Source organism: Longimicrobium sp., assembly GCF_036280135.1.
GTDB lineage: Bacteria > Gemmatimonadota > Gemmatimonadetes > Longimicrobiales > Longimicrobiaceae > Longimicrobium.
The window spans coordinates 1-26,062 of record NZ_DASURI010000261.1; the positions used below are offsets into that span (position 1 = coordinate 1).

General features: G+C 70.3%; 23 protein-coding genes. 8 read left to right on the forward strand and 15 right to left on the reverse strand.

Features of this window, described 5'->3' with window-relative positions; genetic code table 11:
• Positions 1–44: 44 nt before the first annotated feature.
• The 11 genes from VFZ20_RS08050 to VFZ20_RS08100 all read right to left on the reverse strand — a co-directional run bounded on the left by VFZ20_RS08050 (position 45) and on the right by VFZ20_RS08100 (position 15,124).
• Positions 45–1,214 (reverse strand): L,D-transpeptidase, encoded by a 1,170-nt coding sequence (locus VFZ20_RS08050; RefSeq protein WP_329683338.1) that lies wholly within the window; start codon positions 1,212–1,214, stop codon positions 45–47.
• Between the two features lie 398 nt (positions 1,215–1,612).
• Positions 1,613–2,908, reverse strand: coding sequence for a hypothetical protein (locus VFZ20_RS08055; protein ID WP_329683339.1), 1,296 nt, complete (start codon positions 2,906–2,908; stop codon positions 1,613–1,615).
• A gap of 12 nt (positions 2,909–2,920) precedes the next feature.
• Positions 2,921–3,631 (reverse strand): cytochrome c, encoded by a 711-nt coding sequence (locus VFZ20_RS08060; protein WP_329683340.1) that lies wholly within the window; start codon positions 3,629–3,631, stop codon positions 2,921–2,923.
• A complete protein-coding gene (locus VFZ20_RS08065; RefSeq protein ID WP_329683341.1) occupies positions 3,618–4,136 on the reverse strand; it encodes a DUF3341 domain-containing protein in 519 nt (172 codons plus the stop codon). The genes VFZ20_RS08060 and VFZ20_RS08065 overlap by 14 nt, the downstream gene beginning before the upstream one ends.
• Positions 4,133–5,542: an NrfD/PsrC family molybdoenzyme membrane anchor subunit gene (gene nrfD, locus VFZ20_RS08070; RefSeq protein ID WP_329683342.1), complete on the reverse strand. Its 1,410-nt coding sequence runs from the start codon at positions 5,540–5,542 to the stop codon at positions 4,133–4,135. The genes VFZ20_RS08065 and nrfD overlap by 4 nt, the downstream gene beginning before the upstream one ends.
• Position 5,543: 1 nt before the next feature.
• Positions 5,544–8,702, reverse strand: a complete 3,159-nt coding sequence (locus tag VFZ20_RS08075) for a molybdopterin dinucleotide binding domain-containing protein (protein WP_329683343.1) — start codon at positions 8,700–8,702, stop codon at positions 5,544–5,546.
• A gap of 51 nt (positions 8,703–8,753) precedes the next feature.
• Positions 8,754–9,425: a cytochrome c3 family protein gene (locus VFZ20_RS08080; protein ID WP_329683344.1), complete on the reverse strand. Its 672-nt coding sequence runs from the start codon at positions 9,423–9,425 to the stop codon at positions 8,754–8,756.
• Positions 9,426–9,745: 320 nt separating this feature from the next.
• On the reverse strand, positions 9,746–10,192 hold the full coding sequence (locus VFZ20_RS08085; protein WP_329683345.1) for a CoA-binding protein: 447 nt from the start codon (positions 10,190–10,192) through the stop codon (positions 9,746–9,748).
• Positions 10,193–10,816: 624 nt separating this feature from the next.
• Positions 10,817–11,791 carry an MBL fold metallo-hydrolase gene (locus VFZ20_RS08090; protein ID WP_329683346.1) on the reverse strand — a complete coding sequence of 325 codons (975 nt, stop codon included), beginning with the start codon at positions 11,789–11,791 and terminating at the stop codon, positions 10,817–10,819.
• Positions 11,788–13,965 (reverse strand): 3-hydroxyacyl-CoA dehydrogenase NAD-binding domain-containing protein, encoded by a 2,178-nt coding sequence (locus VFZ20_RS08095; RefSeq protein ID WP_329683347.1) that lies wholly within the window; start codon positions 13,963–13,965, stop codon positions 11,788–11,790. Before VFZ20_RS08095 ends, VFZ20_RS08090 begins: the two co-directional genes overlap by 4 nt.
• 376 nt (positions 13,966–14,341) lie before the next feature.
• Positions 14,342–15,124: an SDR family oxidoreductase gene (locus tag VFZ20_RS08100; RefSeq protein WP_329683348.1), complete on the reverse strand. Its 783-nt coding sequence runs from the start codon at positions 15,122–15,124 to the stop codon at positions 14,342–14,344.
• A gap of 250 nt (positions 15,125–15,374) precedes the next feature.
• On the opposite strand from VFZ20_RS08100, the gene VFZ20_RS08105 reads away from it, so the two are divergent.
• On the forward strand, positions 15,375–15,560 hold the full coding sequence (locus tag VFZ20_RS08105) for a hypothetical protein (RefSeq protein ID WP_329683349.1): 186 nt from the start codon (positions 15,375–15,377) through the stop codon (positions 15,558–15,560).
• Between the two features lie 72 nt (positions 15,561–15,632).
• Here VFZ20_RS08105 and VFZ20_RS08110 read toward each other — a convergent pair whose 3' ends face one another.
• Positions 15,633–16,757 (reverse strand): hypothetical protein, encoded by a 1,125-nt coding sequence (locus VFZ20_RS08110; protein WP_329683350.1) that lies wholly within the window; start codon positions 16,755–16,757, stop codon positions 15,633–15,635.
• A gap of 400 nt (positions 16,758–17,157) precedes the next feature.
• Here VFZ20_RS08110 and VFZ20_RS08115 point away from each other — a divergent pair, with 400 nt between their 5' ends.
• On the forward strand, positions 17,158–18,411 hold the full coding sequence (locus tag VFZ20_RS08115) for a TIR domain-containing protein (RefSeq protein WP_329683351.1): 1,254 nt from the start codon (positions 17,158–17,160) through the stop codon (positions 18,409–18,411).
• 66 nt (positions 18,412–18,477) lie between these two features.
• On the opposite strand, the gene VFZ20_RS08120 is transcribed toward VFZ20_RS08115, so the two are convergent.
• Complete coding sequence (locus tag VFZ20_RS08120) at positions 18,478–19,086, reverse strand: helix-turn-helix domain-containing protein (protein WP_329683352.1); 609 nt, start codon at positions 19,084–19,086, stop codon at positions 18,478–18,480.
• A gap of 92 nt (positions 19,087–19,178) precedes the next feature.
• Here VFZ20_RS08120 and VFZ20_RS08125 point away from each other — a divergent pair, with 92 nt between their 5' ends.
• From VFZ20_RS08125 to VFZ20_RS08145, 5 genes are all read left to right on the forward strand, one after another.
• The gene (locus VFZ20_RS08125) at positions 19,179–19,697 is read left to right on the forward strand and encodes a hypothetical protein (RefSeq protein ID WP_329683353.1); all 519 of its coding nucleotides are present in this window, start codon (positions 19,179–19,181) and stop codon (positions 19,695–19,697) included.
• Positions 19,698–19,861: 164 nt separating this feature from the next.
• Entirely contained in the window at positions 19,862–20,353 is a 492-nt protein-coding gene (locus VFZ20_RS08130) for a hypothetical protein (RefSeq protein ID WP_329683354.1), read from the forward strand.
• A gap of 186 nt (positions 20,354–20,539) precedes the next feature.
• Positions 20,540–21,340, forward strand: a complete 801-nt coding sequence (locus VFZ20_RS08135) for a DUF5715 family protein (RefSeq protein WP_329683355.1) — start codon at positions 20,540–20,542, stop codon at positions 21,338–21,340.
• Between the two features lie 310 nt (positions 21,341–21,650).
• A complete protein-coding gene (locus VFZ20_RS08140; protein WP_329683356.1) occupies positions 21,651–23,438 on the forward strand; it encodes a GMC oxidoreductase in 1,788 nt (595 codons plus the stop codon).
• Positions 23,439–23,604: 166 nt separating this feature from the next.
• Positions 23,605–24,009 (forward strand): PDZ domain-containing protein, encoded by a 405-nt coding sequence (locus VFZ20_RS08145; protein ID WP_329683357.1) that lies wholly within the window; start codon positions 23,605–23,607, stop codon positions 24,007–24,009.
• A gap of 56 nt (positions 24,010–24,065) precedes the next feature.
• Here VFZ20_RS08145 and VFZ20_RS08150 read toward each other — a convergent pair whose 3' ends face one another.
• Positions 24,066–24,548, reverse strand: coding sequence for an MAG6450 family protein (locus tag VFZ20_RS08150; protein WP_329683358.1), 483 nt, complete (start codon positions 24,546–24,548; stop codon positions 24,066–24,068).
• Positions 24,549–25,025 carry a Panacea domain-containing protein gene (locus VFZ20_RS08155; RefSeq protein WP_329683359.1) on the reverse strand — a complete coding sequence of 159 codons (477 nt, stop codon included), beginning with the start codon at positions 25,023–25,025 and terminating at the stop codon, positions 24,549–24,551.
• A gap of 92 nt (positions 25,026–25,117) precedes the next feature.
• On the opposite strand from VFZ20_RS08155, the gene VFZ20_RS08160 reads away from it, so the two are divergent.
• A complete protein-coding gene (locus VFZ20_RS08160; protein WP_329683360.1) occupies positions 25,118–25,804 on the forward strand; it encodes an HAD family hydrolase in 687 nt (228 codons plus the stop codon).
• Positions 25,805–26,062: the final 258 nt, after the last annotated feature.

Here is a 26,062-nt window from a genome sequence, read left to right on the forward strand (position 1 = left end):
CAGGTCCTGCCGCCCCAGCAGCTCCATCCCGTCCGTCCCCGGCATCAGCGCTCCCGCGAGGTGGATTGCGCGGGGCGGGCGCGGTACCGGTCGCGGTACGCGGCCTCCGCCCGCGCGATGGCGTCCCACCCGGCCTGCCCCTCGGGCCCCAGCCGGTCCTTGGGCAGCCGGCGCGTGGGCCAGGGCGCCGTGGGCTCGTCCAGCCCGCCGTGCCACATCTCCATCGTCGCCTCCACGATGGCCCGCGCCGCGCGGTCGCGCGCCGCCTCGGGAATGCGGTTGAGCGAGACCACCACGCGCAGCGAACCGCGCGAGAACGCATCCGCCAGGAAGGTGGAGAACTCCTCGTCGCGCACCGCGGGCCCCGCTTGGCCGGCGCGCTGCAGCAGGCCGCGCAGGGCCATGGCGTCGTCGGCCAGGCCGCGCTCCAGGAGCGTGTGCGCCGTGTTGACCCACGCGTGCGCCGTGTCGGCGGTGACGGCCAGCTCGCGGTCCAGCCGCGTGAGCAGCGCCTGCGTGCCCGCGCGGGCGAGCGGGTTGGGCGGCGTGGGCACGCGGCGGGCCTGCCGGGTGAACGCGGCCACGCTGTCGGGCTGCTCGCCCAGGACGGGCGCGCTGCCCACGATGATGACGGGCGTGCCGATCTGCACGTTGTGGAACAGGCGCAGGGCGTTCTCGTTGCTCAGGCGGATGCACCCGTGCGACACGCGGCGGCCCAGCAGCTCGGGCTTGTCGGTGCCGTGGATGGCCAGCTCGTTGCCCAGGTACACGGCCGCGGCGCCCAGCCCGCCCTCCTGCTTGCGCTCGGGCGAGCCCTGCGGGGGGATGGGGCGCCGGTTCTCGATGAACCACCAGTCCGGGATGAACCAGGTGGGGTTCTGCTCCTTGTACTGCACGTACATGGTGCCGCTGGGCGTGTCAAACTGCCAGTCTCGCCCGCTGTGGTGCGACAGGCGAAAGCCCGTGCCGGTGCCCACGGGGGCGCGCCACAGCACCTGGTTGCCGTCCATGAAGCGCAGCTCGTTCACGTCCACGTCCACCACGACGTACTTGAGGTCGCGGCGCACGGGCGGTCCCTCGGCGGGCGGCGCGGTGATGCGCGGGTCCGCGTCGTCGGGCGCGGGCCCGCCGCCGCCCCCGCCTACGACGGAGCAGCCGGCCAGCAGCAGGACCGCGGCCGCGGAAAGCAGGCGCGCGAAACGGTACGAATGCATGTCGATGTTGAAGTGCGTCGGGTCCTTCGGGCGGCGCCGGCCACCCGGCGCGGCGGATTTGCAACCCCTGCGCCACGCACGCGGAGGTCTGCCTTGCCCAACAGGATAGCGCCTCCGTGCACCGGATGACAGGTGCCACCGTTGCAGCGCTCACAACCAACCGACAACAGATTTCTCACGCAGAGCCGCAGAGGCGCAGAGTACTTCATCGCGCGATGAGATCCTCTGCTGCCCCTGCTCCCTCTGCGTGAAAATGCAGTTGCAGTACTCTGCGTCCTCTGCGGCTCTGCGTGAGAATGCAGTTGCTCTCCAAGCCGGACCAAACGAAAGATCCCGCGGCCTCTCGAGAGAAGCCGCGGGATCGTCCGTTCATCCGCCCTCTGCGTGACCCGGAACGCTCAGGCCTCGGCGGGACGCACGCGGGTGGGCGCGGGGAAGGTCACCAGGCCCGACGGGATCGCGTTGAGCGACACCGGCGAGGGCAGCACGGGGTAGCGGCTCAGGAAGAACCGGTAGCACGCCACGAAGAGCCCCAGGAAGCCCAGCGCCATCAGGATCTCCGGCAGCCCGATGCCGATGTGGCCCCAGCTCTCCTCCCAGTAGTTGGGCGTGGCGAGCAGGAAGCGCTCCATCCAGTGGCCCAGCAGCACCAGCACGGCGAACCCGGCCAGGATGGGCGACGCCTTCTTGACGGCCCGCGGCAGCAGGCCAAAGAACGGCACCACGAAGATGAGCATGACCGTGGCCATCACGTACGGGCCGAACGGCTGGTTGAACTTGCGGACGAAGTACTCCTGCTCCGTGGGCAGCAGGCCGTACCAGATCACCACGTACTGCGACCAGTTGATGTACATCCAGAACACGGCAAAGGCGAACAGCAGCTTGCCGATGTCGTGGAACTGCTTCTCGGTGATGTACGACTCCAGCCCCAGCGACTTCCGGTGCAGCACCACCATGACGATGGTCATGGCGATGGCCGAGTGGAACGCGCTGATGAAGAACGTCACCGGGAACATCGTGCTGAAGAAGTGCGGCAGCGTCGTCATGCCGATGTCGATGGCGATGAGCCCCCAGCCAAAGGCGAACGCCAGCGCCGTGAACACGCCGATCTTCAGGTTGCGCCGGTACGCGTCCTCGGCCACGGCCACCGCGTCGTCCGTGGGCCGGCCCCAGCCGCGGCCGTGCATGTCCGGGCGCAGCTGGTGGTACGTGAACAGCAGCGCCAGGCCGTACAGCACCACCAGGGCCACCATGTCGCGCACCATCATCCCCGGAAAGCTCAGCCACGCCGCCTTGGCGTGCAGCACCGGGTCCGACTGGCGCGGGTCGTGGCCGCCGTGGGGCAGCCAGTGGTGAAAGAAGACGTTGCGCCCCATGAAGAGCATGATCGGAAAGATCACGAACGACACGGGAAGGAACGCCGAGCCGGCCAGCGAGAAGCGCTTGATGCTCCAGGCCCACCGGGCGTGCGTCAGGTGCAGGGCCACGGAGAACACCACCATCCCGATGGCCACCGACGACCAGAACATCCAGTTGAAGTGCAGCGCCGCCAGGGCGCGCTGCGAGGTCGGGGCCAGGAGGAACGCCAGGGCGATGCCGACCACCCCCAGCACCACGCCGCCCCCCACGAGCACGGCCGAGAACGGCGCCATGCGCAGGGGAAGGGAGGACGGATGCGAATCGTTATGAGACATCGGTCGCTATCGTCAGGGCACGGTGCTGGAAGGACGGTTCTCCATCGTGGCCGGCGGCGTTCCCGCCGACGGCTGCGGCTCGGCGCTGGGCGGCACGGTGCCCGCGTCCAGGGCGGCGCCGCCCGCGCTGGCCTGCGGGATGGGCGACGTCGCGGGCGTCCCGGCGCGCTGCTCCAGGTGCCGCACGTACGTCACCACCGCCCAGCGGTCCGCGTGCGTGATGCGCGCGCCGTACGGCGGCATGAAGTTGCGGCCCGCGTCGATGACGGCGTACACGTAGCCGTCGCTGCGCGCCGCCGTGGCCGCGCCGTTGATGGCCGGGGCGAACGGGAACTTGTTGTTGGCGTCCACCACCGGCCCGTTGCCCGCGCCCTCGGGGCCGTGGCACACGGCGCAGTTGGCCTCGTACACCCGCTGCCCGCGCGCCAGCACCTGCGGCGTGGGCTGCAGCGGGTTGCTCAGCAAGGCCGCCACGCTGTCCAGCTGGGTCTGCGAGTACCGCTCGGGCACGTCGCCCAGGGGGTGCAGGGCCGGCACCGTTCCCGGCACCGGCTCGCGCACCATCTGGTACGGGTCCGGCGACACGTCGTTGCGCATGGTGCTGAAGGCCGGGACCTTGCCGGCCGCCCGGTCCAGGTCGTACCCCGCCCAGTCCGTACAGGCGGACAGCGCGAGGACGGCCGCTCCCAAAGCCGCCGCGCGCGCCAGGTTAGCGCTGGTCAACGAGCACCTCCTCGGATCCGCTCTCGGTCATGATGCGCTGCACGTCGCCGTAGCGGTCGCGCGGGGCGTGCGCGAACACGCCAAAGTTGCCCGCCGTGAACGACGGGTGGTACATGGGGGCCTCGGGGGCACCCACGTGGGGGATGCGCCCCAGCAGGAACAGGCCGGCCACCGTGCTGAGCGCGCCCAGCAGGATGGTGAGCTCGAACATGATCACGCTGAAGCCCGGCAGGGCGATGATCTCCTTGCCGCCCACCACCAGCGGCCAGTCCAGCGAGGCCCAGGTGGCCAGCGCCGTGCCCGCGGCGGTGCCCGTGAAGGCACCGACCAGGGTAAAGATGCGGACCGGGCTCTCCTTTACCCCCAGCGCCTCCTCCACCTCGTGGCGGGGCGTGGGCGAGTACACCGTGAGCTCGAACCCCTCGTGGCGCAGCCGCCGGATGGCGGCGGTGGCGGTGTCCAGGTGCGGAAACACGCCCAGGACGCCCGTGCGCAGCTTGCTCATCGTACCTCCCGCTCCTCGTAGCCGGTGGGGAGCACCTCCCGCACCGCGTGGGCCTCGTCGTGCGCGTGGTGGTCCGCGTTGCGCACGGGCGGAGGCAGCACCTCCTTGATCTCGGCCATCGACAGGCCCGGGAGCGTGCGCAGGAACAGCAGGAACCACATGAAGAACCAGCCAAAGCTGCCCAGCAGCAGGCCCGCGTCCACCCACGTCATGTGGAGGTTCCAGAACTTCCACGGCTCGTAGCTGTGCGCCAGCGACGGCACGATGATCACGAACCGCTCGTACCACATCCCGATGTTCACGAACACCGAGATGATGAAGAACGCGTTCAGGTTCTGCCGGATCTTCTTGAACCACAGCAGCTGCGGGACGATGGCGTTGAAGGTGATCATGGACCACCCCGCCCACCAGTAGTCGCCCGTCACGCGGTCCCAGAACACGTCACGCTCGTACAGCTCGCCCGAGTAGTACGCCATGAAGTACTCCATCCCGTAGGCGTAGCCCACGATGATGGAGGTGAGCAGCAGCAGCTTGGCCAGCCGGTCGTAGTGCATGGGCGTGAAGTACGCCCCCAGCCGGAAGATGCGGTGCACGGGCACCATCAGCGTCACCACCATGGCCACGCCCGAAAGGATGGCGCCGGCCACGAAGTACGGGGCGAAGATGGTGGTGTGCCAGCCCGGCACGATGGACACGGCGAAGTCCCACGACACCACCGAGTGCACCGAGAGCACCAGGGGCGTGGCCAGGGCGGCCAGGAACAGGTACGCCCGCGTGAAGTGGCGCCACTCGCGGTCCGTGCCCCGCCACCCCAGCGACAGCACCGTGTACACCCGCTTGCGGATGGGGGTCGTGGCCCCGTCGCGCGCCGCCGCGATGTCCGGGATCAGGCCGATGAAGAAGAACACCGAGCTCACCGTGAGGTACGTGGTCACGGCGAACACGTCCCACAGCAGCGGCGAGCGGAAGTTGGGCCAGATGTGGCGCTGGCTGGGCAGCGGCAGCAGCCAGTAGAAGAACCACGGGCGGCCGATGTGCAGCAGCGGGAACAGGGCCGCCGTGAGCACCGCGAACACCGTCATGGCCTCGGCAAAGCGGTACACCGCCTGCCGCCACGGGGCCCGGAACAGGTACAGGATCGCGGAGATCAGCGTCCCCGCGTGGCCGATGCCCACCCAGAACACGAAGGTGGTGATCATGATGGCCCAGTTGTCCCCGATCATCCCCAGGCCAAAGAGGATGTTGTGCAGCTCGGAGAACACCAGGAGCCCCACCAGGCACACGGACATGCCCAGCAGCGCCACGTACCCGCGGCCCGGCGGCGTGAGCAGCCGGAGCGCGTCGCGGTTTACCTGCTCGTAGCTCTCGACGTCCGGGTGGAAGGCGGAGCGCGTCACGGTCTCCATCTCAGTGACCTCCCTGCTGGGCCTCGGCGGCCCCGTGGTTCTGCCCACCCTGCGGCATGTGCTCCGTGCTCCCGCCCTCGGCGGCCGGCCAGGCGCCGTGGCCGCCGTTGCGCGGCTCGTGCAGCGTGACCTTGCTCAGGTAGACGATGGCCGTGTGCGTGTTGAGCTCGCCCAGCGCGCGGTAGCCGCGGTGGCTGTGGGCGGCCTGCGACACGGCGCTGTTGGGGTCCGACATGTTGCCGAAGACGAACACCTCCGTGGGGCACGTCTGCACGCAGGCCGGCGTGACCTCGCCGTCGCGCACCGGGCGGCCCTCGGCGCTGGCGCCGCGCTCCGCCTCGTGAATGCGCTGCACGCAGAAGGTGCACTTCTCCATCACGCCCTTTTCGCGCACGGTCACGTCCGGGTTGAGCTGCCAGTTCATGGGCTCGGCGAACTCGTACGTGAACCAGTTGAAGACGCGCACCTTCCAGGGGCAGTTCTGCGCGCAGTAGCGCGTGCCCACGCAGCGGTTGTACACCTGCCCGTTCAGGCCGTCGGGCGTGTGGTACGCGGCGTACACCGGGCACACGGGCTCGCACGGCGCCTGCCCGCAGTGCTGGCACAGCATGGGCAGGAACCGCGTGTCGTCCGTGGCGTCGTCCTGGTACGCCTCCTCCACCTGCCGGCTCACGCCCCAGTAGCGCTCGATGCGCAGCCAGTGCAGCTCGCGGCCCTTGAGCACCTCGTGCGGGCCCACGACGGGGATGTTGTTCTCCGCCTGGCAGGCGATCACGCACGACGCGCAGCCAATGCACTTGGCCAGGTCGATGACCATGGCCCAGCGCGTGTCGTTGTCGATGTACTCGCCGTACTCCGTCCCCGGGGGCGGGTACGCCGCCGCGGGGTCGTTGCTCTGCACGGGCTCGGGCACGAAGCCGCCCGCGCCCTTGAGCTCCTCGATGAGCTGCCGCTCGTGCGGCAGGATGCCGGCGGGGCCGGACTGGTCCAGGCGCGTGATGGTGGACAGCCCGATGGCCTTGGCGATGGCGCGGTCGTGCTGCACGCGCACGCCCTGCTCCACCAGGCCCCGCGGGAACGCGCGGCGGATGTTGCCGCTGCCCGTGGGCGTGACCGACACCTTGACGCCCGCCGTGTTCACGGCGCCCGTCTGCGCGTCGATGCTGCCCAGCAGGCGCATGGGGTTCACGCCCATGCCCTGGTTCCAGCGGCCAAAGTCCTCGTGGCCCAGGCCCATCTGGATGGCCACCGTGTCGCGGATGACGCCCGGGTAGACGTACACGCGCGTGGTGACGGAGCCATGCGGCGACTGGATCTCCACCTCGTCGCCCTGCTCCACGCCCAGCTTGCGGGCCGTGTCGGGGTGCATCTCGGCCCACGACGCCCACGACACCTTGGTGACCGGGTCCGCCAGCTCCAGCAGCCACGGGCGGTTGCCCGTGCGGCCGTCGAAGAAGCGATGCGACGGGTACACCACCAGGTGCAGGCCGTCCGCCGGTCCCTCGTACCGCGGCGGCTGAAAGCTCACCGGGCCGATGGTGCGCGCGGGCGCCGGGGTGGGCGTCGCGGGGACCGGCGCCGGCGCCTGGACCGGCGCGGCGGCCGCGGCCGGAGCCGCGGACGAATCCGCCGTCTGCGCCGGGGTCGTCGTGGCCGGGGACGTCTGCGTGGTCTGCGCGGCCGCGGCGGGCTGCGTGACGAAGCCCAGGGCCTGCGTGCCCGTGCTCCCGGCGGGGAACACGCCGCCGCGCTTGAGCGCCGCGCGCCAGGCATCCGGCGAGCCGGCGCGGCCCGCCCAGGCGGCGCGCAGGTAGCCCAGCCAGTCGGTGGCGCCGGCCGCGGGGGCCTGGCCCAGGGCGGTGCTCAGCCCCAGGACGATCTCGCCCATGGCCTTGGTGTTGAAGACAGGCTTCATCACCGGCTGCACCAGCTCGAACACGCCCGGCGCGGGCACGTAGTCGTCCCAGCGCTCCAGGAAGTGGCTCTGGGGCAGCAGGTGCGTGGCCATCCGCGACGTGTCGTCGGGGAAGGTACTGAAGCTCACGCGCACGGGCACCTTGGCCAGCGCCTCGCGGAACTTGAGGCCGCCGGGCACCGTGTACACCGGGTTGCTGCCGTCCAGCAGGACCACGCGCACCTGCCCCGCGTTCATCTGCTGGATGAGCTGCTGCAGGGGGCGCGCATCGGCCGGGGGCGGCGTGGTGCGGCCGTTCAGCCGGTCCACGGCCTGGCGCAGCACCTCGGAGTTGGGGCCCTGCACGGACGCGCCGGGGCCCATGGCCACCTTGCGGCCGGCCTCGCCCCACCACTGCTGCAGGGTCTGCAGGGCGGCGGCGCGCTGCTGCGTCTGCTCGGCGTCACCCGTCTGCGCGGCCACCTGCGCCAGGTCGCCGCCGGCCAGCGCCTGGGCCACGAGGGCCTCGGTGCCGGGGCGGGTCTGGATCCACAGGTCGGCGTTCAGGCCCGTGAGGGGGCGGTGCGGGCCCACCCACACGAAGCGGCCGCGGCGGCCGTTGCGGTAGCCGTGCTGCTGGCTGAACTGCCAGGCGTAGTGCACGGGCGACCCCCAGGTCTCCAGGAAGTCGGCGCCAAAGCTCACCAGCAGGTCGGCGTCGGCGAAGTCCAGGTCGCGCGGGGTGTCTTCCAGCGGGGCCCAGTCCACGCGGCGAATGCCGTTGGCGGCCACGAACTGGTCCACCAGCGTGTCCAGGGAACCGCGGTATCCGCTCGTGAGGAACACCACGCTGCCGCGCGGGGCGCGGCGGATCTCCTCGGCCACCACGCGCTCGGCCTGGCTCCAGGAGACGTTGCGCGGCTGGTCCACGCCAAACTCCATGAGCAACGGGCCCGTGTAGCGGTCGGGGTGGTAGAGCCCCTGCACGCTGGCCTGCCCGCGAAGGCAGGTGTTGCCGTGGCTGATGGGGTGCTCGGGGTTGCCCTCCACCTTGGTGGCCCGGCCCTCGTGCGTTTCCACGTGCAGGCCGCAGCCGGCCGGGCACTCGCGGCAGGTGGTGCTGTAGTACGTGGGAACGCCGGGGACGATCTCCTCCGGCGGCACCACGAACGGAACCAGCTTCTCGACCTCGCCGGTGGAGCATCCCACCGTCGCCGTGGCCGCCCCGGACGCGCCGAGCACCTTCAGAAAGGTGCGTCTCTTCATTCCGTCAGACATGCGGTCTCCTCAGCGTCCTTCTCTCGGTCGCGTCCGTCATCAGTAGTGGCAAACCATGCAGTCGGTGGACGCCCGCTGGTTGGGGAACCTCTCCTGCAGGGCGCGCGTGTCCCCTCCCGCCTGGCGCAGGGCGGAGATGCGCTGGATGAACGACGAGCGCTGCCTCACGGACGCCTCTTCCTGCGGCGACAGCGGCATCTCGCCCCGGTGGCAGTCGATGCACCAGCCCATGCGCAGCGAGGAGAACTGGTACATCTCCTTCATCTCCTGCACGGGGCCGTGGCACGTCTGGCACTGCAGCCCCGCGTTCACGTGGGTGTAGTGCGGGAACTTGGCGTGCTCGGGGATCTTGTGGATGCGGACCCAGGGGATCCCCTGCCCGTTCTTCCAGTAGTTGACGAGCTTTTGCCCTTCCTTGTACCACGCGCTGTCACGGCCGTTGTCCTTGACCTTGGGAAAGGCCAGCTGGGCCTGTCCCCGCAGGGCCGTGGGCGCGCTGCTGCCCGGCACGTGGCAGCCCACGCACAGCTGCACGCTGGGAATGCCCGCGTCCGGCGACCGGTCGGCCGTGTAGTGGCAGTACGCGCACGGGATCTTGTTGTCGCCCGCGTGCACGTTGTGGTAGAACGCGATGGGCTGCTCGGGCGGATCCGCGGGCTTGTAGCCGCGGCAGCCGGCCATGGCGAGCGGGAGCAGCGCCAGCGCTGCCATGCGAAGAGCTCTGGTCATCGTCTGACTGGACGGAGAATGCCTGTGCCGCGAGCAGGGGAAGTTCCCCCGGTCGCGGCCCTCGCGCCGGCGTGGGTTCGGGCCCCGGATCACCCGTTTGCCGTACGGAGCAACCCCATATAACACGGGGCACCCCCCTCGGCAATATCAGCCAACCGCCTACCGTTCGTAGGGGTTTTCCTTACGTTTTGCAAGCCGTTGCGAAACAACCACTTGCGCGACGGCCGCCGAACGGGCGGCGGCCGTCCAATCTGCGTCCTTTCGCGATTGAGAAGGATTCTCATTCGCTGCAGGCACTCTGGCTAGACGCGGACGCGGCGGTGCTCCACCATCAGGCAGCGGTCCTGGACCACCTTGATGCCGGCCTGCGCCAGCCGCATGGCCGCCTCGTCGTTGCGGATGCCGCTCTGCATCCACACGGCCTTGGGCTTCGCGGCCAGGATGTCGTCCACGTGGGGCGGCACGTCCTGCGACCGGCGGAACACGTTGACGATGTCGATGTCGCCGGGAACGTCGGCCACGCGGCGGTAGACCTTCTTGCCCAGGATCTCGGTGACGTCGGGGTAGTATACGGGCACGGGCACCACGTCCAGCCCCGCGTTGTGCAGGTACTCGGGAACGTAGAACGCGGCCTGCCCCGACTGCGCCTCGGTCTTGATGCCCAGCACGGCCACGCGCCGGCTTTCGCGCAGGAGGTCGGCGATGCCCTGCTCCGTCGTCACCAGGTTCTGGCGCCAGCTCTCGTCCATGGAAGCCGCTCCCGTAATGGGGTGGATGCACCGTTCCCGTCCGGCCGCGGTGAGGCGGCGCGGAAAGGGAGCAACTTCGATGGTCGCGGGTGCCGGGGCAAGACCGGCGCCGCGCCCGGGGCAGGAAGGTTTGTGCACTTCGGCGGGCATTCCCGCCGCCGCCGAGCGCCCCCCATCCCTGACCCTTCCCCCATAAACGGCATGGGGGAAGGGAGAACTTCCCGTGCACGGCGGCGGGAGTCTGCCGGCCCGCGGAGCGCCTCTCTCCCGGCCTCTCCCGCTCGTTCCTCGCGGAGAGAGGAGAACCCAGCCCGTGCACGAGCCCGGTTCCGCGCCCAGACCGCGCTTACGACAACCCCTCCCCCGCAGTTTGGGGGAGGGGTCGCCGGCCGTTGCGAGGAACGAGCAAAAGGCCCGGCGGGGGAGAGGGCCCCCCGTCGCGCAGCGACGGGACTCCTGCGCCGATTACCCACCCGGACCCGCCTGCCATCATCCGCCAGTGTCGCAGGCGTCGAGCGAAGACAGGCGAGATCCTTCGGGGCCGCACGCATTGGTATCGGGAGGGCCCCTCAGGAAGTCAAGCAGCGGGAAGGTATGTGCGCCGCGGCCGGGATCAGCCGTCGCCTATCCGCGACTCCACAGCTCCAGACCGCCGCGCACCTCGCGCCGCACGGCGCCCACGCTTTCCAGGTACGCCAGGTGGGCGCGGGCCTCGCGCAGGGCGTGCAGAAAGTTGTCCGGCGGCAGGTCCGTGAACAGGCGCTGCGTCACCTCCAGCGCGGTCCGCGGCTGGTCCAGCGCATCCAGGGCCTGCGCGTTGCGCTCGTCGTGGTGCGCCAGGATCCAGTCGACGCGCCCCGCCAGGTCCGCGAACGGCTCCCCGTGCGACGGCAGCACCAGGTCCACCGGCAGGTCCCGCAGGCGGCGCAGCGACTGGAGGTAGTCCGCCAGCGGGTTCTCCGCGTACAGGTCCGCGCCGATGTTGGGGGAGATGCGCGGCAGCACGTGGTCGCCCGTGATCAAAATCCGCCGCTCGGGGTGGTAGACCGTCACGTGGCCGGGCGAGTGGCCGGGCGTGAGCATCCACTCCCATCCGCCCCCGCCCGGCAGCGCCCCCGCATCTCCCTCCAGCAGCACGTCGGGCGCGTAGTACTGGTAGCGCTCGTGGATGCGGTCCGACGCGCGCAGCAGCGCATCCGCCAGCTCGGCGGGAATGCCGCTCGCCCGGAAGTGCTCCGCCACGGACGCGCGGTCCGTGGGCCAGCCGTGCACCCACCGCGTGGCCAGCTGCTCCTCGCGGGCGTGCATGCTGAGCGTGGCCCCGCTCCAGTCGCGGACGGGGCCGGCGAGACCGTAGTGGTCGATGTGCGCGTGGGTCAGGACGACGTCGCGCAGGGTGTCGGGCGTGACGCCCACGTCCAGCGCGGCGTCGCGCAGGGCGCCCCGGGCCGGCGGCGTGTCGATGCCCGTGTCCACCAGCACGTGCCCGTGGTCGCCCTCCAGGATCCACGCCGCCACCTCGCGCGGGGGGAACGGCAGGGGCACGCTGATGCGGTGGACGCCGGGCGCCACCGACCGCACGGGGGCGGCGGCCGTCACGCGTCGCCGTCTTCGAAGAAGCGGCGCTTGTCCCGCGCCATCTCCTCCAGCCGCGCCGCGGGGGCGAACCGCTTGCCGTAGCGCGCCTCCAGCGCCCGCAGCCGCTCCAGCACGGACTGCGCGCCCTCCGTGTCCACGAACCAGAACGGCCCGCCGCGGAACGGCGGGAAGCCGATGCCGAACACGGCGCCCACGTCGCCGTCGCGGGCGCTGCGCAGGACGCCCTCCTCCAGCGTGCGCACGGCCTCGTTCACCATCACCAGGCCCAGGCGCTCCTGGATCTCGGCCTTGGGCATCTCCTTCTTCGACGGGTTGCCGATGAGGGCGTAGACGGCCTCGTCGGGCCCGCCCTTCTTTCCGTCGCCGTCAAAGGTGTAGAAGCCCTTGCCGTTCTTTCGACCGAGCCGGCCGTCCTCCACCATCCTGTCCACGACCGTCGGCGGGTTGCCCATGCGGTCGCTGAAGGCGGCGGCCATGATCTTTCCCGCCTTTTGCGCCACGTCCAGCCCCACCTCGTCGTAGAGGGTAATCGGTCCGACGGGGAAGCCCCAGTCCGTCATGGCGCGGTCGATGTCCTCCATCCGCACGCCCTCCTGCAGCAGGAGCGCGGCCTCGGCCATGTACGGCGAGAGGATGCGGTTGACGTAGAAGCCCGGCGCGTCGTGCACCACGATGGGCGTCTTGCCGATCTTCTTGGCGTAGCCGTGCGCCGTGGCCGTCACCCAGTCGGCCGTGCCCGCGTGGGTGATGATCTCCACGAGCGGCATCTTTTCCACGGGGGAAAAGAAGTGCAGGCCGATGACGTGGTCCGGCCGCGCGGACGCCTCCGCCAGCTTCGTGATGGGGATGGTGGACGTATTGGAGCCGAGGACGACGCCTTCGCCCGCCGCGTCCTCGATCTCCTTGATGACGCGGTGCTTGAGGTCCAGGTCCTCGAACACGGCCTCGACGACGATGTCGGACGCGTGAAAGCCCGTGTATTCCGTCGTGGGCTGCACCCGGTCCGTGAGGGCCGTGACCTGGAAGCGCTTCATCTTCTTGCGCTTGGCCCGCTTGGCCAGCGACTCGCGGGCCGTGCGCAGGCCCTTGGCGGCGGCCTCGGGCTTCACGTCCTTGAGCCGGACGCGGATGCCCGCCTCGGCGGACGTGGCGGCGATGCCCGCGCCCATGAAGCCCGCGCCCACGATGGCCACCTGGTCGATGGGGTTGGCCTTGGCCGGCGTCTCCAGCCCGGGATCGTTCTTGGCCGCCGTGCTCGTGAAAAAGACGTGGACGAGCGAGCGCGCTTCCGGCGTCACGGCCAGCTCGCCGAACGCCTTGGCTTCGAGATCGAGCGCCTCGTCCACGGACTTGTCGATGCCGCGCTCCACCACCTTGAGCAGCCGCAGCGGGGCGGGATACAGGCCATGCGTCTTGCTCATCACCCCCTGCCGCGCCTTGCTGAAGATCAGGCGCTTCATGGGCAGCAGGTTCTCCACGCGGTCCGGCGAGCCGCTGGGGCGCGCGGCCCTGGGCTGCAGCTTGCGCGCGGCCAGCGCCATGGCCTGGCGGCCGGCGACCTCCAGCAGGATGGGCGCGGGGACCACCTCGTCCACGATGCCGGCCTTGAGGGCGCGGCGCGCGTCCAGCTGCTTGCCCGTGAGCATCAGGTCCAGCGCGCCCCGCAGGCCGATGAGCCGCGGCAGGCGTGCCGTGCCGCCCGCGCCGGGGATGATGCCCAGCTGCACCTCGGGAAGGCCCAGCTTGGTCTTGGGGCTGTCCGTGGCGATGCGGTAGGTGCACGCCAGGGCCGTCTCCAGCCCGCCGCCCAGCGCGGCGCCGTCGATGGCCGCCACGACCGGGATGCGCAGGCGCTCGATGCGGTTGAGCAGCTCCTGGCCGGCACGGCTGGCGGCCTCGGCGTCGGCGGGACCCTGGAAGTTCTTGAACTCCTCGATGTCGGCGCCGGCGATCCAGGTGCCCTTCTTCTCGGAGATGATGACGGCCGCGCGCACGCCGCCCTCGCCGTTCTCCAGCCGGTCGAGCAGGTCGCCCATCTCCCGCAGCAGGCCCTCGGAGATGACGTTCACGGGGCGGGCGGGGTCGTTCAGGCGAATGACGGCCAGTCCGTCGCTGATCTCCATGCGCACGGGCGGCGCGGCCTGCGCCTGTTCTTCGTCAAGGATCGTTGCCATCACGCTCTCCCGTTGTGGATCACGGTGAAGTGCTGCGTCGTTCTTGCCCAATCACACACGCTGCCGGCCGGCGCGGACTCCGTCGCCGGACCGGGATGTCAGCCCTGCGCGAGCCGCCGGGATGCACCGGAGCGGAGCCCGCGCGGGCCAGGAGCGAATGAATTCGCCGCTGGAAACTCGCGAAGTCCGCCTGCGCGGACTGCCCCAGCGATACCGGGTTCAGTGCACCAGCGCGAAGTGCCCGCCGTTGAAGCCTCGCGCAGTTTGCGAGGCTTTCCGCAGTTGTTGCGGCGACTTCAGTCGCTCCGCCGCGAGCCGTGCTGTCGGTCAGTTACTCTCGCACTTTCGCACTTTCGCACTCTCGCACTGCCGTCCCTCAGCCCGCCGTCAGGCCCCCGTCAACGGCGAGCACCTGGCCCGTGACGTAGCCCGCGGCGGGGGAGAGCAGAAAGAGCGCGGCGCCCATCAGCTCGTCCTCGCCGCCCACGCGGCCCAGGGGGATGTTGCGCGCCACCAGCTTTTCCGCGTGCTGCAGCACCACCTCCGTCATCTTCGTGGGGAAGAAGCCGGGGGCGACGGCGTTCACCCGGATGCCGTGGCGCGCCCACTTGACCGCCAAGTCGCGCGTAAGGGCGATGACGGCGCCCTTGCTGGCGCTGTAGCCCGCCGCGTCCAGCACCTCCGGCGGCGTGCCGCGCAGGCCGGCGATGGACGCCACGTTCAGGATGGCGCCCGGCGCGCCCCGCTCGATGAGCCGCCGGCCCACCTCGCGCGAGCACAGGAACGTGCCCGTCACGTTGGTCTCCATCACCTTGCGCCATGCCTCCAGCGGCATCTCCGCGGCGGGCGCGCCCCACGAGGTGCCGGAGTTGTTCACCAGCAGGTCCACGGGGCCCAGCTCCGCCTCCACCTGATCCACCGCCGCGCGCACGGCGTCCTCGGACGAGACGTCGAGCGTGAGGGCGAGGGTACGCACGCCATGGGCCTCGGCGAGCTCACGGGCCACGTCCTCGCACGCCTCGCGCTTGCGCGAGCCCACGGCCACGGCGGCGCCCGCCTGCGCCAGCCCACGCGCGATCTGCTCACCCAGGCCGCGGCCGCCGCCCGTTACCAGGGCCACGCGGCCGGAAAGGTCGAACAGCTCGCGGACGGTGCGCATTCGGCGGCTCGGGTGCGGGTGGACGGCGCTCGGATTCACGGACGATGCGCGGACAATCTACACCGCGCGAAAACCCGCGCAAACGCTGGAAAAAACTGAGCGCCGCTCACTACACCATTCGTGAACGGCGCTTCGGGCCGGCTCCGGTGAAAGTGAGCAGGGGGACTGGTGTGAATCCGGAGAGAAGGTTACGCATTGCGAAAGCGGGAACGATGCCAAGTCCCCGAACGCGAGCAAACGGAGGTGCGGCATGACCGTTCAGGAGCAAACCCGGATCTACACGGAGATTGAGGAACGGCTGGCCGAGATGATTCGGCGCAACGAAGCCGCCCTCCGCGAATTTCGCGAGGAGTTCGACAAGTCCGAACGTGCCAAGCAGCAAATTCGGGCCGACTATCAGCGTCGCCGCCTTCAGCGACTTGCTGAACGTCTGTGAAAAACTCCGGCGAACGAGAAAGCCCCCGACGATTCGGGGGCTTTCTCGTTTCCGCCGCTTCCGTCCGGAGCATCATGCCGCGGCGGAGGCCCACTGCCAGGCGCTGCCTTCGTGCAGCGACGCGTAGACGGCGTCGCGCAGGGCGTTGGCTTCGGCGCTCGTGAGCGTGCGCGCCAAGTCGCGGATGACGATGCGCACCAGCACGTTCTTCTGCCCCGGACGCATGCCGATCCTCTCGCGCGCCTGGGGCGGTAGCGCGTCGTAGGGCGTCTCGCTCAGCACCTGGACGGACTCCAGCGCCTCCACGCGCTCGCCCAGCGCCTCGCGGATGCGGTCGCCCAGCTCCTCCGGCGTGCGGTCCGCCGCGACGGCGACGGACAGGTCGCGGCGCACGGGCGGCTGCGCGCTCACGGGGCGATACGGCTCCAGGTCCAGCATCTGCGCGGCGATGCGCGGATCGGCCGAGCGCAGCGCGCGGATGTCGTCCATCCCCTTCACCAGCATCAGCAGGCGGTCCAGGCCCAGGCCCATCGCCAGCCCGGTGTACTCGCCCGGCAGGTCGGCCTCGCGCAGGATGGCCGGGAGCGCCAGGCCGCACTCGCCCGCCTCGATCCATCCGCCGTCGTCCGACCGCACCTCGATCTCCACGCCGTCCGTCGTGTACGGGTGCGCGGCGTCGTTCAGCCGGTACGCGCGGCCGGGGAGGACGGCGTCCAGCACCGTGGCCACCATCCCGCGCAGATCATCCGTGCCCACGCGGCCCCGGACGATGCGCCACAGGTCCACCTGGTGCGGCTCGCCCGTGTGCAGCCGGTCGATCTCGTCGCGGCGGTACACCAGGCCGGGACATGCCAGCAGCACGTCCGCCGGCGGATCCTGCGCGATCTCCGCCAGCAGCGACGGGATCATGGCGGAGGTCTGCGAGCGCAGCACGGTCGTCTCGCTGACGTAGCGGGTGTAGCGCGCGTCGCGGGCGGCGCCGCCGGGCGGATAGTGCAGCCGGTCGTAGTTGTGCTCCACGGGCACGGCCGGGTGCGCCCGGTGCACGCGGACCGCGCATCCCCAGCGCTCGCGCAGCGCGTGTGTGATGCGGTCCAGGAGCATCTGCAGGGCGTGCGGGCCCTGCGCCGGATCGGTGAGGTCGCGCAGGGTGACGGCGCGCAGGTAGGCGTCGTGGGACACGATCGTGGGCTTCATGGTCGTTCTCTCCGGTCACGGATGATTCCGGTCGGAATCAGTGGATGCGTTGTCGATGGACACAAAGACGCCCCCCGGACCGCATCCGGGGGGCGTTTCGGCCCGTGAGGGCCACGCCGGAGAGAACGAGATCGCCGCGTCAGCCGCGCGCGCACCGCTCCCACACCCCGGACAGGGTCGGGGGGCGGATAAATCGGCGGGTGCTCGCGGCGGTGATGGTCATCGTGTCCTTGCACTTGATGATCGTTCCAACGGTCCAATATAGCGCAGACGGCCGCCATTCTCCAAGACACGGCGAGCGTACTTTTCATCAGGCTCCACTTAACACGCCGTTGCCTTCCTCGTAAGATTGTGCAACGATGTGAGCGGCGAAGCACGAAAACTGGACAACGACGAAACAATGGACAGGCTGCCCCGGCAGTGTGGATCCGAGGCGAAGCGGACCACGGACCGGGACACGACCCTGCACAACTTCACTACATTGAACATGCCCGCACGGATCGAGTACCGCCTGGGAAGCATCTTCGACGAGGCATGCGACCTTCTCGTCATCCCGATGTCCTCCAGTGGGACCGTGACAACTTCCATGGCCGAGCAGTTGCGGCGGGAGGTCGTTCCACTCCCTCCGCAGGATGTGGCCCGGCACCAGACCGTATGGTTCCAGCTCCCGCATCCGAAGTACCGGTTCGTGACCTACGCCGCCTCCGTGGTGGGACTGTCGTCCACGCCCGAGGTCATCGAGCAGATCGGAAGGGTGGTGGGAAAGCTGGCGTTCACTCACCAGCTGGTGCGGGTGAGCGCGCCGTTGCTCGGCACGGGCGCGGGCAAGCTACCCGCGCCCGTCGCGGCTCAAGCCCTCGCGGCCGGGTTCCGGGAAACGGCTCCGAACGCGGCCGTGCTCACGATCCACGTCACCAGCCCCACCATCCTGGCCTCTCTCCCCGACCAGAAGCGCGGCCTGAAGATCAGCGATCTACTGGACCGCGAAATCGGCACGGGTACGCCCAAGCCCGCTCCTCCGGCGCCTGCACCAGCAGAAAGCGTGAAGCGTGGCATTACGATCAGCGATCTGCTGGGCCGCACGACCGAGCCGGGAGCGCGTACGTCCGCCGTGCCTGAGTCATCGCGGCCCCGCAGCGCCAGCAGAGCGCCCGCATCGGCACCACAGCCAGCCTCGACGCACCGAGCCGCGCCCGTGGCGGAAGCCTCGCCGAAGCAGAAGCGCGTGTTCATCAGCTACAGCCGCAAGGACAAGGTGTGGCTGGAAAGACTCCAGCCACACCTCGCGCAGTTGCAGCGCACGTCCCTGCTCTGGAGCGACAGGGACATCCAGCCGGGCGCCGACTGGCACGACGAGATCACCGAGCAGTTGAATTCGGCGGACGTGGCGCTCCTGCTGGTGAGTGCGAACTTTCTCGCCTCGCGATTCATCCTGGAAAAGGAGCTGCCGCCGCTGCTGGACGCGGCGGACAAGAAGGGGACGATCATTCTCCCCGTCATCGTCAGCACCTGCCGGTTCGATCTCATCCCGGAGCTGTCACGCTTCAAGGCAGTGAACGATCCCAACGAGCCGCTGATGAAGTTCCGTGGCAATCGCCTGCAGGCGGAACTCGATCGCATCGCTCGCGCGGTCGAGACTGCGCTCAAGCGGTAGCAGGGCAAATCCCCGGATGCAAGGACGGGAGCGACCACGCGGCCGCTCCCTTCCTTGCATCCCACCCTACTCCGCCGACAGCACCGCGCGGACGGTGGCGGCGAGGAGCGGGGCCACGTCGGGAAAGGCGCGGTACGGGCCGGCGAGCGTATCGAACGACTCGAAGCTCGTCAACGTGAACACCAGCTGCTCCAGGTCGTCCAGCCGCGCGGGCGGCCACGGACGACCCATCCGCCCCAGCAGCGTCCGGATGCCGCGCCGGCGCCGGTCCTCGCGCAGGCCCAGCGCCCGCGCCACGTCCGGCTGCAGCGCCGCCAGCGCGTGCACCCGCCGCTTGACCGTCCGGTCCGTCGAGTAGTAGCGCGCCAGCACGTCGAACATCACCGCGAACGCGTCCAGCGGATCCCCCACGCGAAACACCTTCGGCATCCCCTGGTCGATGCCGCCGCGCCGCACCATCAGGTCGAACAGCGCCTCCAGCAGCGCCGCCTTGCTGCCGAATTGGTTGTACACCGTCATCCGCGCCACGCCCGCCCGCCGGGCCACCGCCTCCACCGTGAACGCGCTCACGCCGGCGGGCTCCGCCAGCAGCCCGTGCGCGGCCATAACGATGCGCTCGCGCGTGGCTTCGGCGCTCTCGCGGCGGCGGGAACTGTTGTAGGTACGCGGGCTCATCCGCATCTCCCGTGTTGTGGATTCATTGTACTGTACGCACAGTGAAATCCGCGGGCAACCTTCCCCGAACACGAGAAACCGGGAGACGGACGATGACGGGAGAATACGCGCTGGTGCTGGCCCTGCGGCTGCTGCACGTGGCGGGCGGGGTGATGTGGGTGGGCGCGGCGGTGCTGATGGCGGGGTTCGTCGTTCCGGCGGCGCGCGACGCGGACGCGGACGGCTTTCTCCCCGCGCTCATGCGCGACCGGCGGGCGGGGATCTACATGGTGGCGACGGCGGCGACCACCATCCTGAGCGGCATCGCCCTCTACGCGCGGATGTCGGCCCTCACGCAGGGCGCGTTCGCGGCCACGCACCAGGGGATGGTGCTGGGGGCCGGCGGCGCGGCGGGCGTGCTGGCGCTGCTGACGGGCGCGCTGGGCACGGGTCCCGCCGCCCGGCGAATGGCGATGATCGGCGGGCAGGCGCGGGGCGAGCGGCGCGCCCCCACGCCCGACGAGGCGCGGCAGATGGGCCGGCTGCAGGCGCGCGTCCGCTGGTGCACGGCGCTGGCCATGACGCTGCTGCTGGTGGCCACGGGGTGCATGGCCGTCGCGCGCTACGTGTGAGGGACGAGATCATCATCCTCGTGCCGGGGACGCCGTCCATGTAGATTGCGGGGTGGACGCAACCATCCCCGCGTCCCGCGCATCCTACCCGCGCACACGCAGGTTCACCCGCCGTCCGTGCTGCTTCCACGGCGGGTGCAACGTCCCCTCAGCCCCATCGGCGCATGCGACGCTCGTCCCTTGTATCCATCCCCGTGGCCGCGGCCGCGCTCCTCCTGCCTGCCGCCCTGGCCGCGCAGACGTCCACCCCCGGCGCGTCCCGGCCGACGGGGTGCCGGGGCACCATGACCGCCGGGTCGTCCACCACCCTGACGCGCACGGACGGCTCCACCGTCGTGTTCCCGGACTACCCGGTGATCGAAAGCGTGCAGCCCGGCTCACCGGCGGAGGCGGGCGGGATGAAGGGCGGCGACATGCTCGTGGTCCAGGACGGCCACGACATGGTGGGCAACCCGCCCGCGCAGCCCCGCCTGGCGGGCGATACCGTGCACTACATCGTGCGGCGCGACGGCGCCGAGGTGCCCCTTACCGTGGTCCTGGGCGCGTGGGACCCGGCGCAGGAGACGCCGGACGTGGAGCGCGTCTGCCGTCCGCTGGCCGGCCCGGGCCAGGCGCTCGCCTCGCCGGAGCGAAGCCGGCCCCGCGCGGGCGGCTGAACGCGGCCCGGGGACGGGCCGTCGCTAGCACGGGTGCGTCAAGACGTTGGGACAGAACGGGATCGGGAGCGCCGCCGGCGGTCGTGGTGGAACCCATCCTGCATGGCGGTCCCGCCCTGGAGGACGAGGGGCGGGAACCCGACAGACAGAACACGCACGGTGTCACGAGCGACGATCCGGAACCGATTGAGTGCAGCGGCGCTTCCTGGCGCCGTCATCGCGGCCGCGGCCGTGGGGCTGGCCATCGGCGCGGCGGCGGCCAAGCCGACCGTGACCATGCGCGGCTCGCCGGCCTCCATGGAGCGGCAGCACGCCGTGGCCGTGGCCGAGGACTTTACCTTTGCCTCGTCGCCGGCCGACGTGGCGGAGCTGGTGGCCAAGGCGCGGCTCATCCCCGTCTCCGGGGGCGCGGACTACATGCTCAACCGCGTGAGCTTTCCCTTCGCGCGGCCGGAGATCAAGACGTTCATCGAGAACATGGCCGCAGAGTACCGCAAGGGATGCGGCGAGCAGCTCGTGGTCACCAGCCTCACCCGGCCCCTGAGCGAGCAGCCGGGCAACGCCCACAAGCTGTCCGTGCACCCGGCGGGGATGGCGGTGGACTTCCGGATCAGCAAGTCCAGCAAGTGCCAGAAGTGGTTCGAGAAGGCGCTGCTGACGCTGGAGCAAAAGGACCTGCTGGACGCCACGCGCGAACGGCATCCGCCGCACTACCACGTGGCCGTCTTTCCCGACGCGTATGGCGCCTACGCGGCCCGCCTGGCGCGCGTGGAGCGGCCGTCGCCGTCGCCCACGGTGCTGCCGCCGCGGACGATGCCGACGCAGCAGACGCCGTCCGCAGCGCCCGCGGCGCCGGCCCGTCGCGCGCCCGCCTCCGCGCCGGACGAGATCCCGCAGACGGGCGGCGCCCTCGTGGCCGCGGGGATCGTGGGCCTGCTGGCGCTCTTCTTTGTCTGGATGATGCGACGGGCCAGGCGGATGAGCTGACCGTCCGCGATACGCATCGACGTTCCGCACGCGCCGCCCCTGTCGTCCCGGGGGCGGCGCGTTCTGCGTTGATGGGGTTGCGGACCGCCCGCGTTCCGGGAGCGATCGGTCCGGAAGGATCCGTTTACGACACCCTTGCACAGAGCGCCGTTAGAGACATAATATCTTCACTTCATCACCGGCAGATCCGCCCTCCTCCCTTCCCTCCATCATCTCCAGAAAGCGAGCCCGAGCCTGGTCGTTCCACCTCCGCGGCGCCATGGCCCGCCGCGGAATTCCGCATCATCCCGTCATTTTCGAGGTAACCTCCATGAAGACCGCCACATCCGCTCCCAACTTCAACTACGGCTTTCCCACTCCCGGCCCGCAGAACCCCACCGGCCAGGATGTGATGAACCACGTCTTCTTCCTTTCGCAAAGCGAGTGGAAGCGGGTGCGCGAAGAGGAGCAGTTCGACTACATCGTCATCGGGAGCGGGTTCTGCGCCCTGGCGTTCGTGGAGCGCACGCTCCGGCAGAACCCGGACGCGCGCATCCTGGTCCTGGAGCGGGGCTCCTTCTTTTTGCCCGAGCACTTCCAGAACCTGCCGCTCCCGTTTCAGCGGACGCTGGGCGGGCTGTCGGAGACCTTTCCCTGGACCCTTTCGGCGCGCACCGTGGCCGGCGAGTACATCCGCTGGCAGCACGGGATGGTGCCGTTCGTAGGCGGACGGTCCACGCTGTGGAGCGCGTGGTGCCCGCGCCCCACGCGCGAGGAGATGGAGGGCTGGCCGGAGCCGGTGATCGCCGCGGCCAACAAGTACTTTCCCGAGGCGGAGTCGCTGCTCAACGTCATCCCCGCCGACGAGATCGATCGCGGACGGAACGCGCCGCCGCCGGAGATGCGCCCCATCTACGGCATCCTGCAGCACGAGCTTACACGGTACCTGCGGGAGGGGCTGGACCGCATCCCGTCCGCCACCCGCGCCATGTCCGCGCCGCTGGCCGCCGGCGCACGCGAGCTGCACGGCGTTGACTTCCAGAAGTTCTCCACGCCCGGCCCCCTGCTGGCCGTCTGCAGCGAGGCCAACCTGCGGGCCAAGGCGGACAAAGGCGCGCCGCTGCGCATTGCCACGGACTGCACCGTCACGCGCGTGCTGCAGCAGGACGGGCGCGCCACGGCGCTGGACACCACGCGGGGCATGGTGAACGTGGGGAACGCCAAGCTCATCCTGGCCATGGGCACCCTGCCGCCCACGACCCTGGTGCTCAACTCGTTTCCCCAGGTGGAGCGCGCGGGCGAGCGGTTCACGGCGCACTTCATCACCTCGGTGGTGGCGCGGGTGCGGCGCACGGACTACGACTTCCACGAGCAGATCGGCGAGCTGGAGCTGGCGGCCATCTACATGGCGGGGATGAACCCCGAGACGCGCGGCCAGTACCACATCCAGCTCACGGCGCTGTCGGACCGGTTCCCCGTCAAGAACGCCCAGGCCGCCGCGCGCCACATGCCCGACGTGGTGGCCACCGCCTCGCCGGCGCAGCTGCTCTCGTCGGAGGACTACGTGGTGTTCGTCTGCGCGGTGCTGGGCGAGCTGGACTATCGCAACGAGGACACCTGGTTCCGGCGCAACGACGACGGCGTGAGCGATCCCACCACCAACGTGATGCTGCAGGTGACCGCCAACGAGGCCGACATGGCGGTGTGGGACACCATGGACGAGGGCACCTTCCAGGCGCTGGAGCGCGTGCTTTCTCCACGCGGCGCGCAGGGGGTGGAGTACTGGCACGGTGACCAGGACGTGGGAACGTGGAAGTCCGAGCGGCCGTCCACGGGGCAGATCCGCGTGCCCGCGCTGGTGCACGAGGGTTCCACGCTCTGGATCGGCGAAGACGACGACGCGCCCGTGGACCTGGACTACCGGCTGCGGGGCGTGGAGAACGTGTATGTGACGGGGGGCGCGCTGTGGCCTACGAGCGGGTCGTGGAACCCCACGATGACGATGGTGGCGCTGGCGCAGCACCTGGCCGATTCGCTGTGCGGCAGGGAGATCGCCGTCCCGCTGCCCCCGACGGCCTTTGACCTCGAGGCCACGCACGGCCAGTCGGCGCTGACCTGACGCGTCCTGGCCGGAGGTGATCGGATGAGACCCGTCCGGGATGCGTCCCGGACGGGTCTCGTGCATCCGGGAGAGCCCGCGCCCTGCATCCGGCTTGACGGCACGGCGCCGCGCGTCTACCGTCACGCATCCAGCCGAAATCCATCCTCCGCACCCGATCCCGCCGATGCGCCTCCACGCCCTCGCCATGCTCGCCGCCCTGGCCGTATCCGCACCCGCCGCGGCGCAGACCGCCAGCGCGACCGCGGGAACGACCGAGATCCCGCAGCCGCCCGCGACTGCGTGGGTGGGGATGGGGATGGAGCAGCAGGGCCGGACCTCGGAGCTGGGAACGGACCTGGACCCGCCCGTGGTCACATCCGTGGCGGCGGGCTCGCCCGCGGAGGCGGCCGGGCTGCGCGCGGGTGACCAGATCCTGCGGATCGACGGCTGCGACACGCGCGAGCCCTGCGTCAACTGGCGCCAGCTGGTGCCGGGCCGGCGCTACCAGCTGCGCGTCCGCACCGGTGGCGAGGAGCGCGACGTCACGCTCGTCCCCGCCCCGCCGCGCACGCCCTCCGCGAACCGCTGAGCCACTACGCACGTCGCAAAAGAGGCACGGAGCCCGCGGACTCCATGCCTCTTTTGCTACTCGGCGTACACGCGGTGATCCCTGTCCAGCCACACCAGGAAGAACGCGGACTTCATCCGGAATCCGTGCACCCGCGCGCGCTCCGTGACACGCAGCTCGGAGAACTCCACCTCCGGACTGACCATGTCCAGCAAGCCGTTGTTCGGCAGCTTGCGCCGATCCTTGTGCGGCGTGAACCCCAGCCCCGTCTTGGTTCCCCGCGTCCCGCCGCTCTGCCTGATCTGCTCCCAGGTGCGCTCGTTGACCTTGTCGCAGAACGCGCTGAACGCCCGCAGCTCGTCGCGGCTCCAATCCGAGAAGCACTCGTACGCGGACTGATAGTACTTCAGGGCGATGTACGCCCGCTCGCGATCGGAGTTGGCCTCCATCAGCCCCAGCATCTGCTGCTCGACGCTGGTGAGGTACTTGCGCCCGCCGTCTTCCGGACCGACCGCCGCCTCACGAGGGACCAGCCTGCCCCTGGGTTTTCCCTTCCCCATTCATCCCGCCGTCAGCTGCTCGCCCAGGTTGCGGTAGAACGTCTGCATGGCCGCCTTGGGAATGATGGCGTCGGAACGCGCCTCGGGCGGCAGGTTGCCCCTCGCGTTACGCCAGGGCGCCTCGCGGTGCGTAAGCATCTCGAGCTTTTTGGCGGAGTGCTCACCGTAGACGTCCAGCACCTCCTGCAGGAGCTCGACCGTCTCATCATCGAGTTGCGGAACGCGAGCCGGCGTCGGAATAGGCTCCATGCCGCGGTCGCGAAACGCGCGGAACACGCTCGGCGCCACGGGGCCGTGCGCCCACGCCTGGAGATCCTCTTGAAAGAGCGGCACGCCCCGGCTTGCGAGTGACCACGCCTGGGCGTAGTACACCAGCTTTTGCAGCTTGAGGTGCGTGATGAGGTCGCCTGCCTCCCGGTCGATGTTGGCCAGGAACCAGTTCGCGATCTGCAGTGGCGTGTAGACGCGGTTGGGCATTTGACCAGGGGTTGGAGTCCGCACCAAATATACTCCGAATCCGCACGACCAGGCAACCGTTCCTTCTGCTTACTTCCACATCGCGTGTGTACGTGAGAACAAGACAGATCACGCCACCGTCCGTCATCCTGTTCGACCTGGACGGGACGCTCATCGACACGTACCGCCTGTACCTGGAGAGCTACCGCCGCGCGCTGGCGCCGCGCCTGGGCTACGCGCCCACCGACGAGGAGATCGCGGCGCGGCGGCCGTCGTCGGAGCGGCAGCTCCTGCGGGAGTGGCTGGGCGACGAGGCGGGCGCGGCGTGCCACGCGGACGTGCGGCGCTGGTACGCGGAGCTGCACGCGTCCCTGGGCGAGGGTGCGTACGAGGGCGCGCGGGAGATGCTGAGCGGGCTGCGCTCGGCGGGGCTGCGGCTGGGCATCGTCACGGGCAAGGGGCGCGACGCGTGGGCGGTGACGGAGGCCGCGATCGACCTGGGCCCGTTCGACGTGGTGATCACGGACGACGACGGGCACGCCGCCAAGCCCGATCCGTCGGGCCTGCTCGCGGCGGCGGAGGCGCTGGGCATCGCGCCCGGGCAGGCCGTGTACGTGGGCGACACGCGCGGCGACCTGCAGGCCGGCCGCAACGCGGGGATGCGCGTGGGCGCCGCGCTCTGGGCCAAGACGGCGCCGGGCGAGCGCGACGCGTTCCTGCGCTCCATCGAGCCGCTGGCGCCGGACTGGACCTTCGACCGCCCCGCCGACGTCACCCGCACGTTCGCCGCGTGGTGCTGAGGGCGGGTTCGAACGGTTTTCAGATGCGGTGGGTCGTTCCTCGCCCGTGCTGTCAATCTGAGGAAGGCGCCGCGCGATTCTCTGCCCCTGCTGGATGCATGCGGCGCCGACCGAAGAATCTAGCCGCTCCCCGGCACGATCCCGCCCGTGCACGGTTGGTCCGAGAGCAACTCAGCGCACGGGCGGGATCCCGCGCCCCGGCAACCCGATTCTTCGGGCGGCGCCATCCAGCATGGGATGGATCCAGACGGCGCCTTC

Excerpts from the sequence above, each read along its gene's own strand:
- VFZ20_RS08050 (WP_329683338.1), bottom strand. The coding sequence starts at position 1,214 with ATGCATTCGTACCGTTTCGCGCGCCTGCTTTCCGCGGCCGCGGTCCTG.
- VFZ20_RS08055 (WP_329683339.1), bottom strand. The coding sequence starts at position 2,908 with ATGTCTCATAACGATTCGCATCCGTCCTCCCTTCCCCTGCGCATGGCG.
- VFZ20_RS08065 (WP_329683341.1), bottom strand. The coding sequence starts at position 4,136 with ATGAGCAAGCTGCGCACGGGCGTCCTGGGCGTGTTTCCGCACCTGGAC.
- nrfD (WP_329683342.1), bottom strand. The coding sequence starts at position 5,542 with ATGGAGACCGTGACGCGCTCCGCCTTCCACCCGGACGTCGAGAGCTAC.
- VFZ20_RS08075 (WP_329683343.1), bottom strand. The coding sequence starts at position 8,702 with ATGAAGAGACGCACCTTTCTGAAGGTGCTCGGCGCGTCCGGGGCGGCC.
- VFZ20_RS08080 (WP_329683344.1), bottom strand. The coding sequence starts at position 9,425 with ATGGCAGCGCTGGCGCTGCTCCCGCTCGCCATGGCCGGCTGCCGCGGC.
- VFZ20_RS08085 (WP_329683345.1), bottom strand. The coding sequence starts at position 10,192 with ATGGACGAGAGCTGGCGCCAGAACCTGGTGACGACGGAGCAGGGCATC.
- VFZ20_RS08095 (WP_329683347.1), bottom strand. The coding sequence starts at position 13,965 with ATGGCAACGATCCTTGACGAAGAACAGGCGCAGGCCGCGCCGCCCGTG.
- VFZ20_RS08100 (WP_329683348.1), bottom strand. The coding sequence starts at position 15,124 with ATGCGCACCGTCCGCGAGCTGTTCGACCTTTCCGGCCGCGTGGCCCTG.
- VFZ20_RS08105 (WP_329683349.1), top strand. The coding sequence starts at position 15,375 with ATGACCGTTCAGGAGCAAACCCGGATCTACACGGAGATTGAGGAACGG.
- VFZ20_RS08110 (WP_329683350.1), bottom strand. The coding sequence starts at position 16,757 with ATGAAGCCCACGATCGTGTCCCACGACGCCTACCTGCGCGCCGTCACC.
- VFZ20_RS08115 (WP_329683351.1), top strand. The coding sequence starts at position 17,158 with ATGGACAGGCTGCCCCGGCAGTGTGGATCCGAGGCGAAGCGGACCACG.
- VFZ20_RS08120 (WP_329683352.1), bottom strand. The coding sequence starts at position 19,086 with ATGAGCCCGCGTACCTACAACAGTTCCCGCCGCCGCGAGAGCGCCGAA.
- VFZ20_RS08125 (WP_329683353.1), top strand. The coding sequence starts at position 19,179 with ATGACGGGAGAATACGCGCTGGTGCTGGCCCTGCGGCTGCTGCACGTG.
- VFZ20_RS08130 (WP_329683354.1), top strand. The coding sequence starts at position 19,862 with ATGCGACGCTCGTCCCTTGTATCCATCCCCGTGGCCGCGGCCGCGCTC.
- VFZ20_RS08140 (WP_329683356.1), top strand. The coding sequence starts at position 21,651 with ATGAAGACCGCCACATCCGCTCCCAACTTCAACTACGGCTTTCCCACT.
- VFZ20_RS08145 (WP_329683357.1), top strand. The coding sequence starts at position 23,605 with ATGCGCCTCCACGCCCTCGCCATGCTCGCCGCCCTGGCCGTATCCGCA.
- VFZ20_RS08150 (WP_329683358.1), bottom strand. The coding sequence starts at position 24,548 with ATGGGGAAGGGAAAACCCAGGGGCAGGCTGGTCCCTCGTGAGGCGGCG.
- VFZ20_RS08155 (WP_329683359.1), bottom strand. The coding sequence starts at position 25,025 with ATGCCCAACCGCGTCTACACGCCACTGCAGATCGCGAACTGGTTCCTG.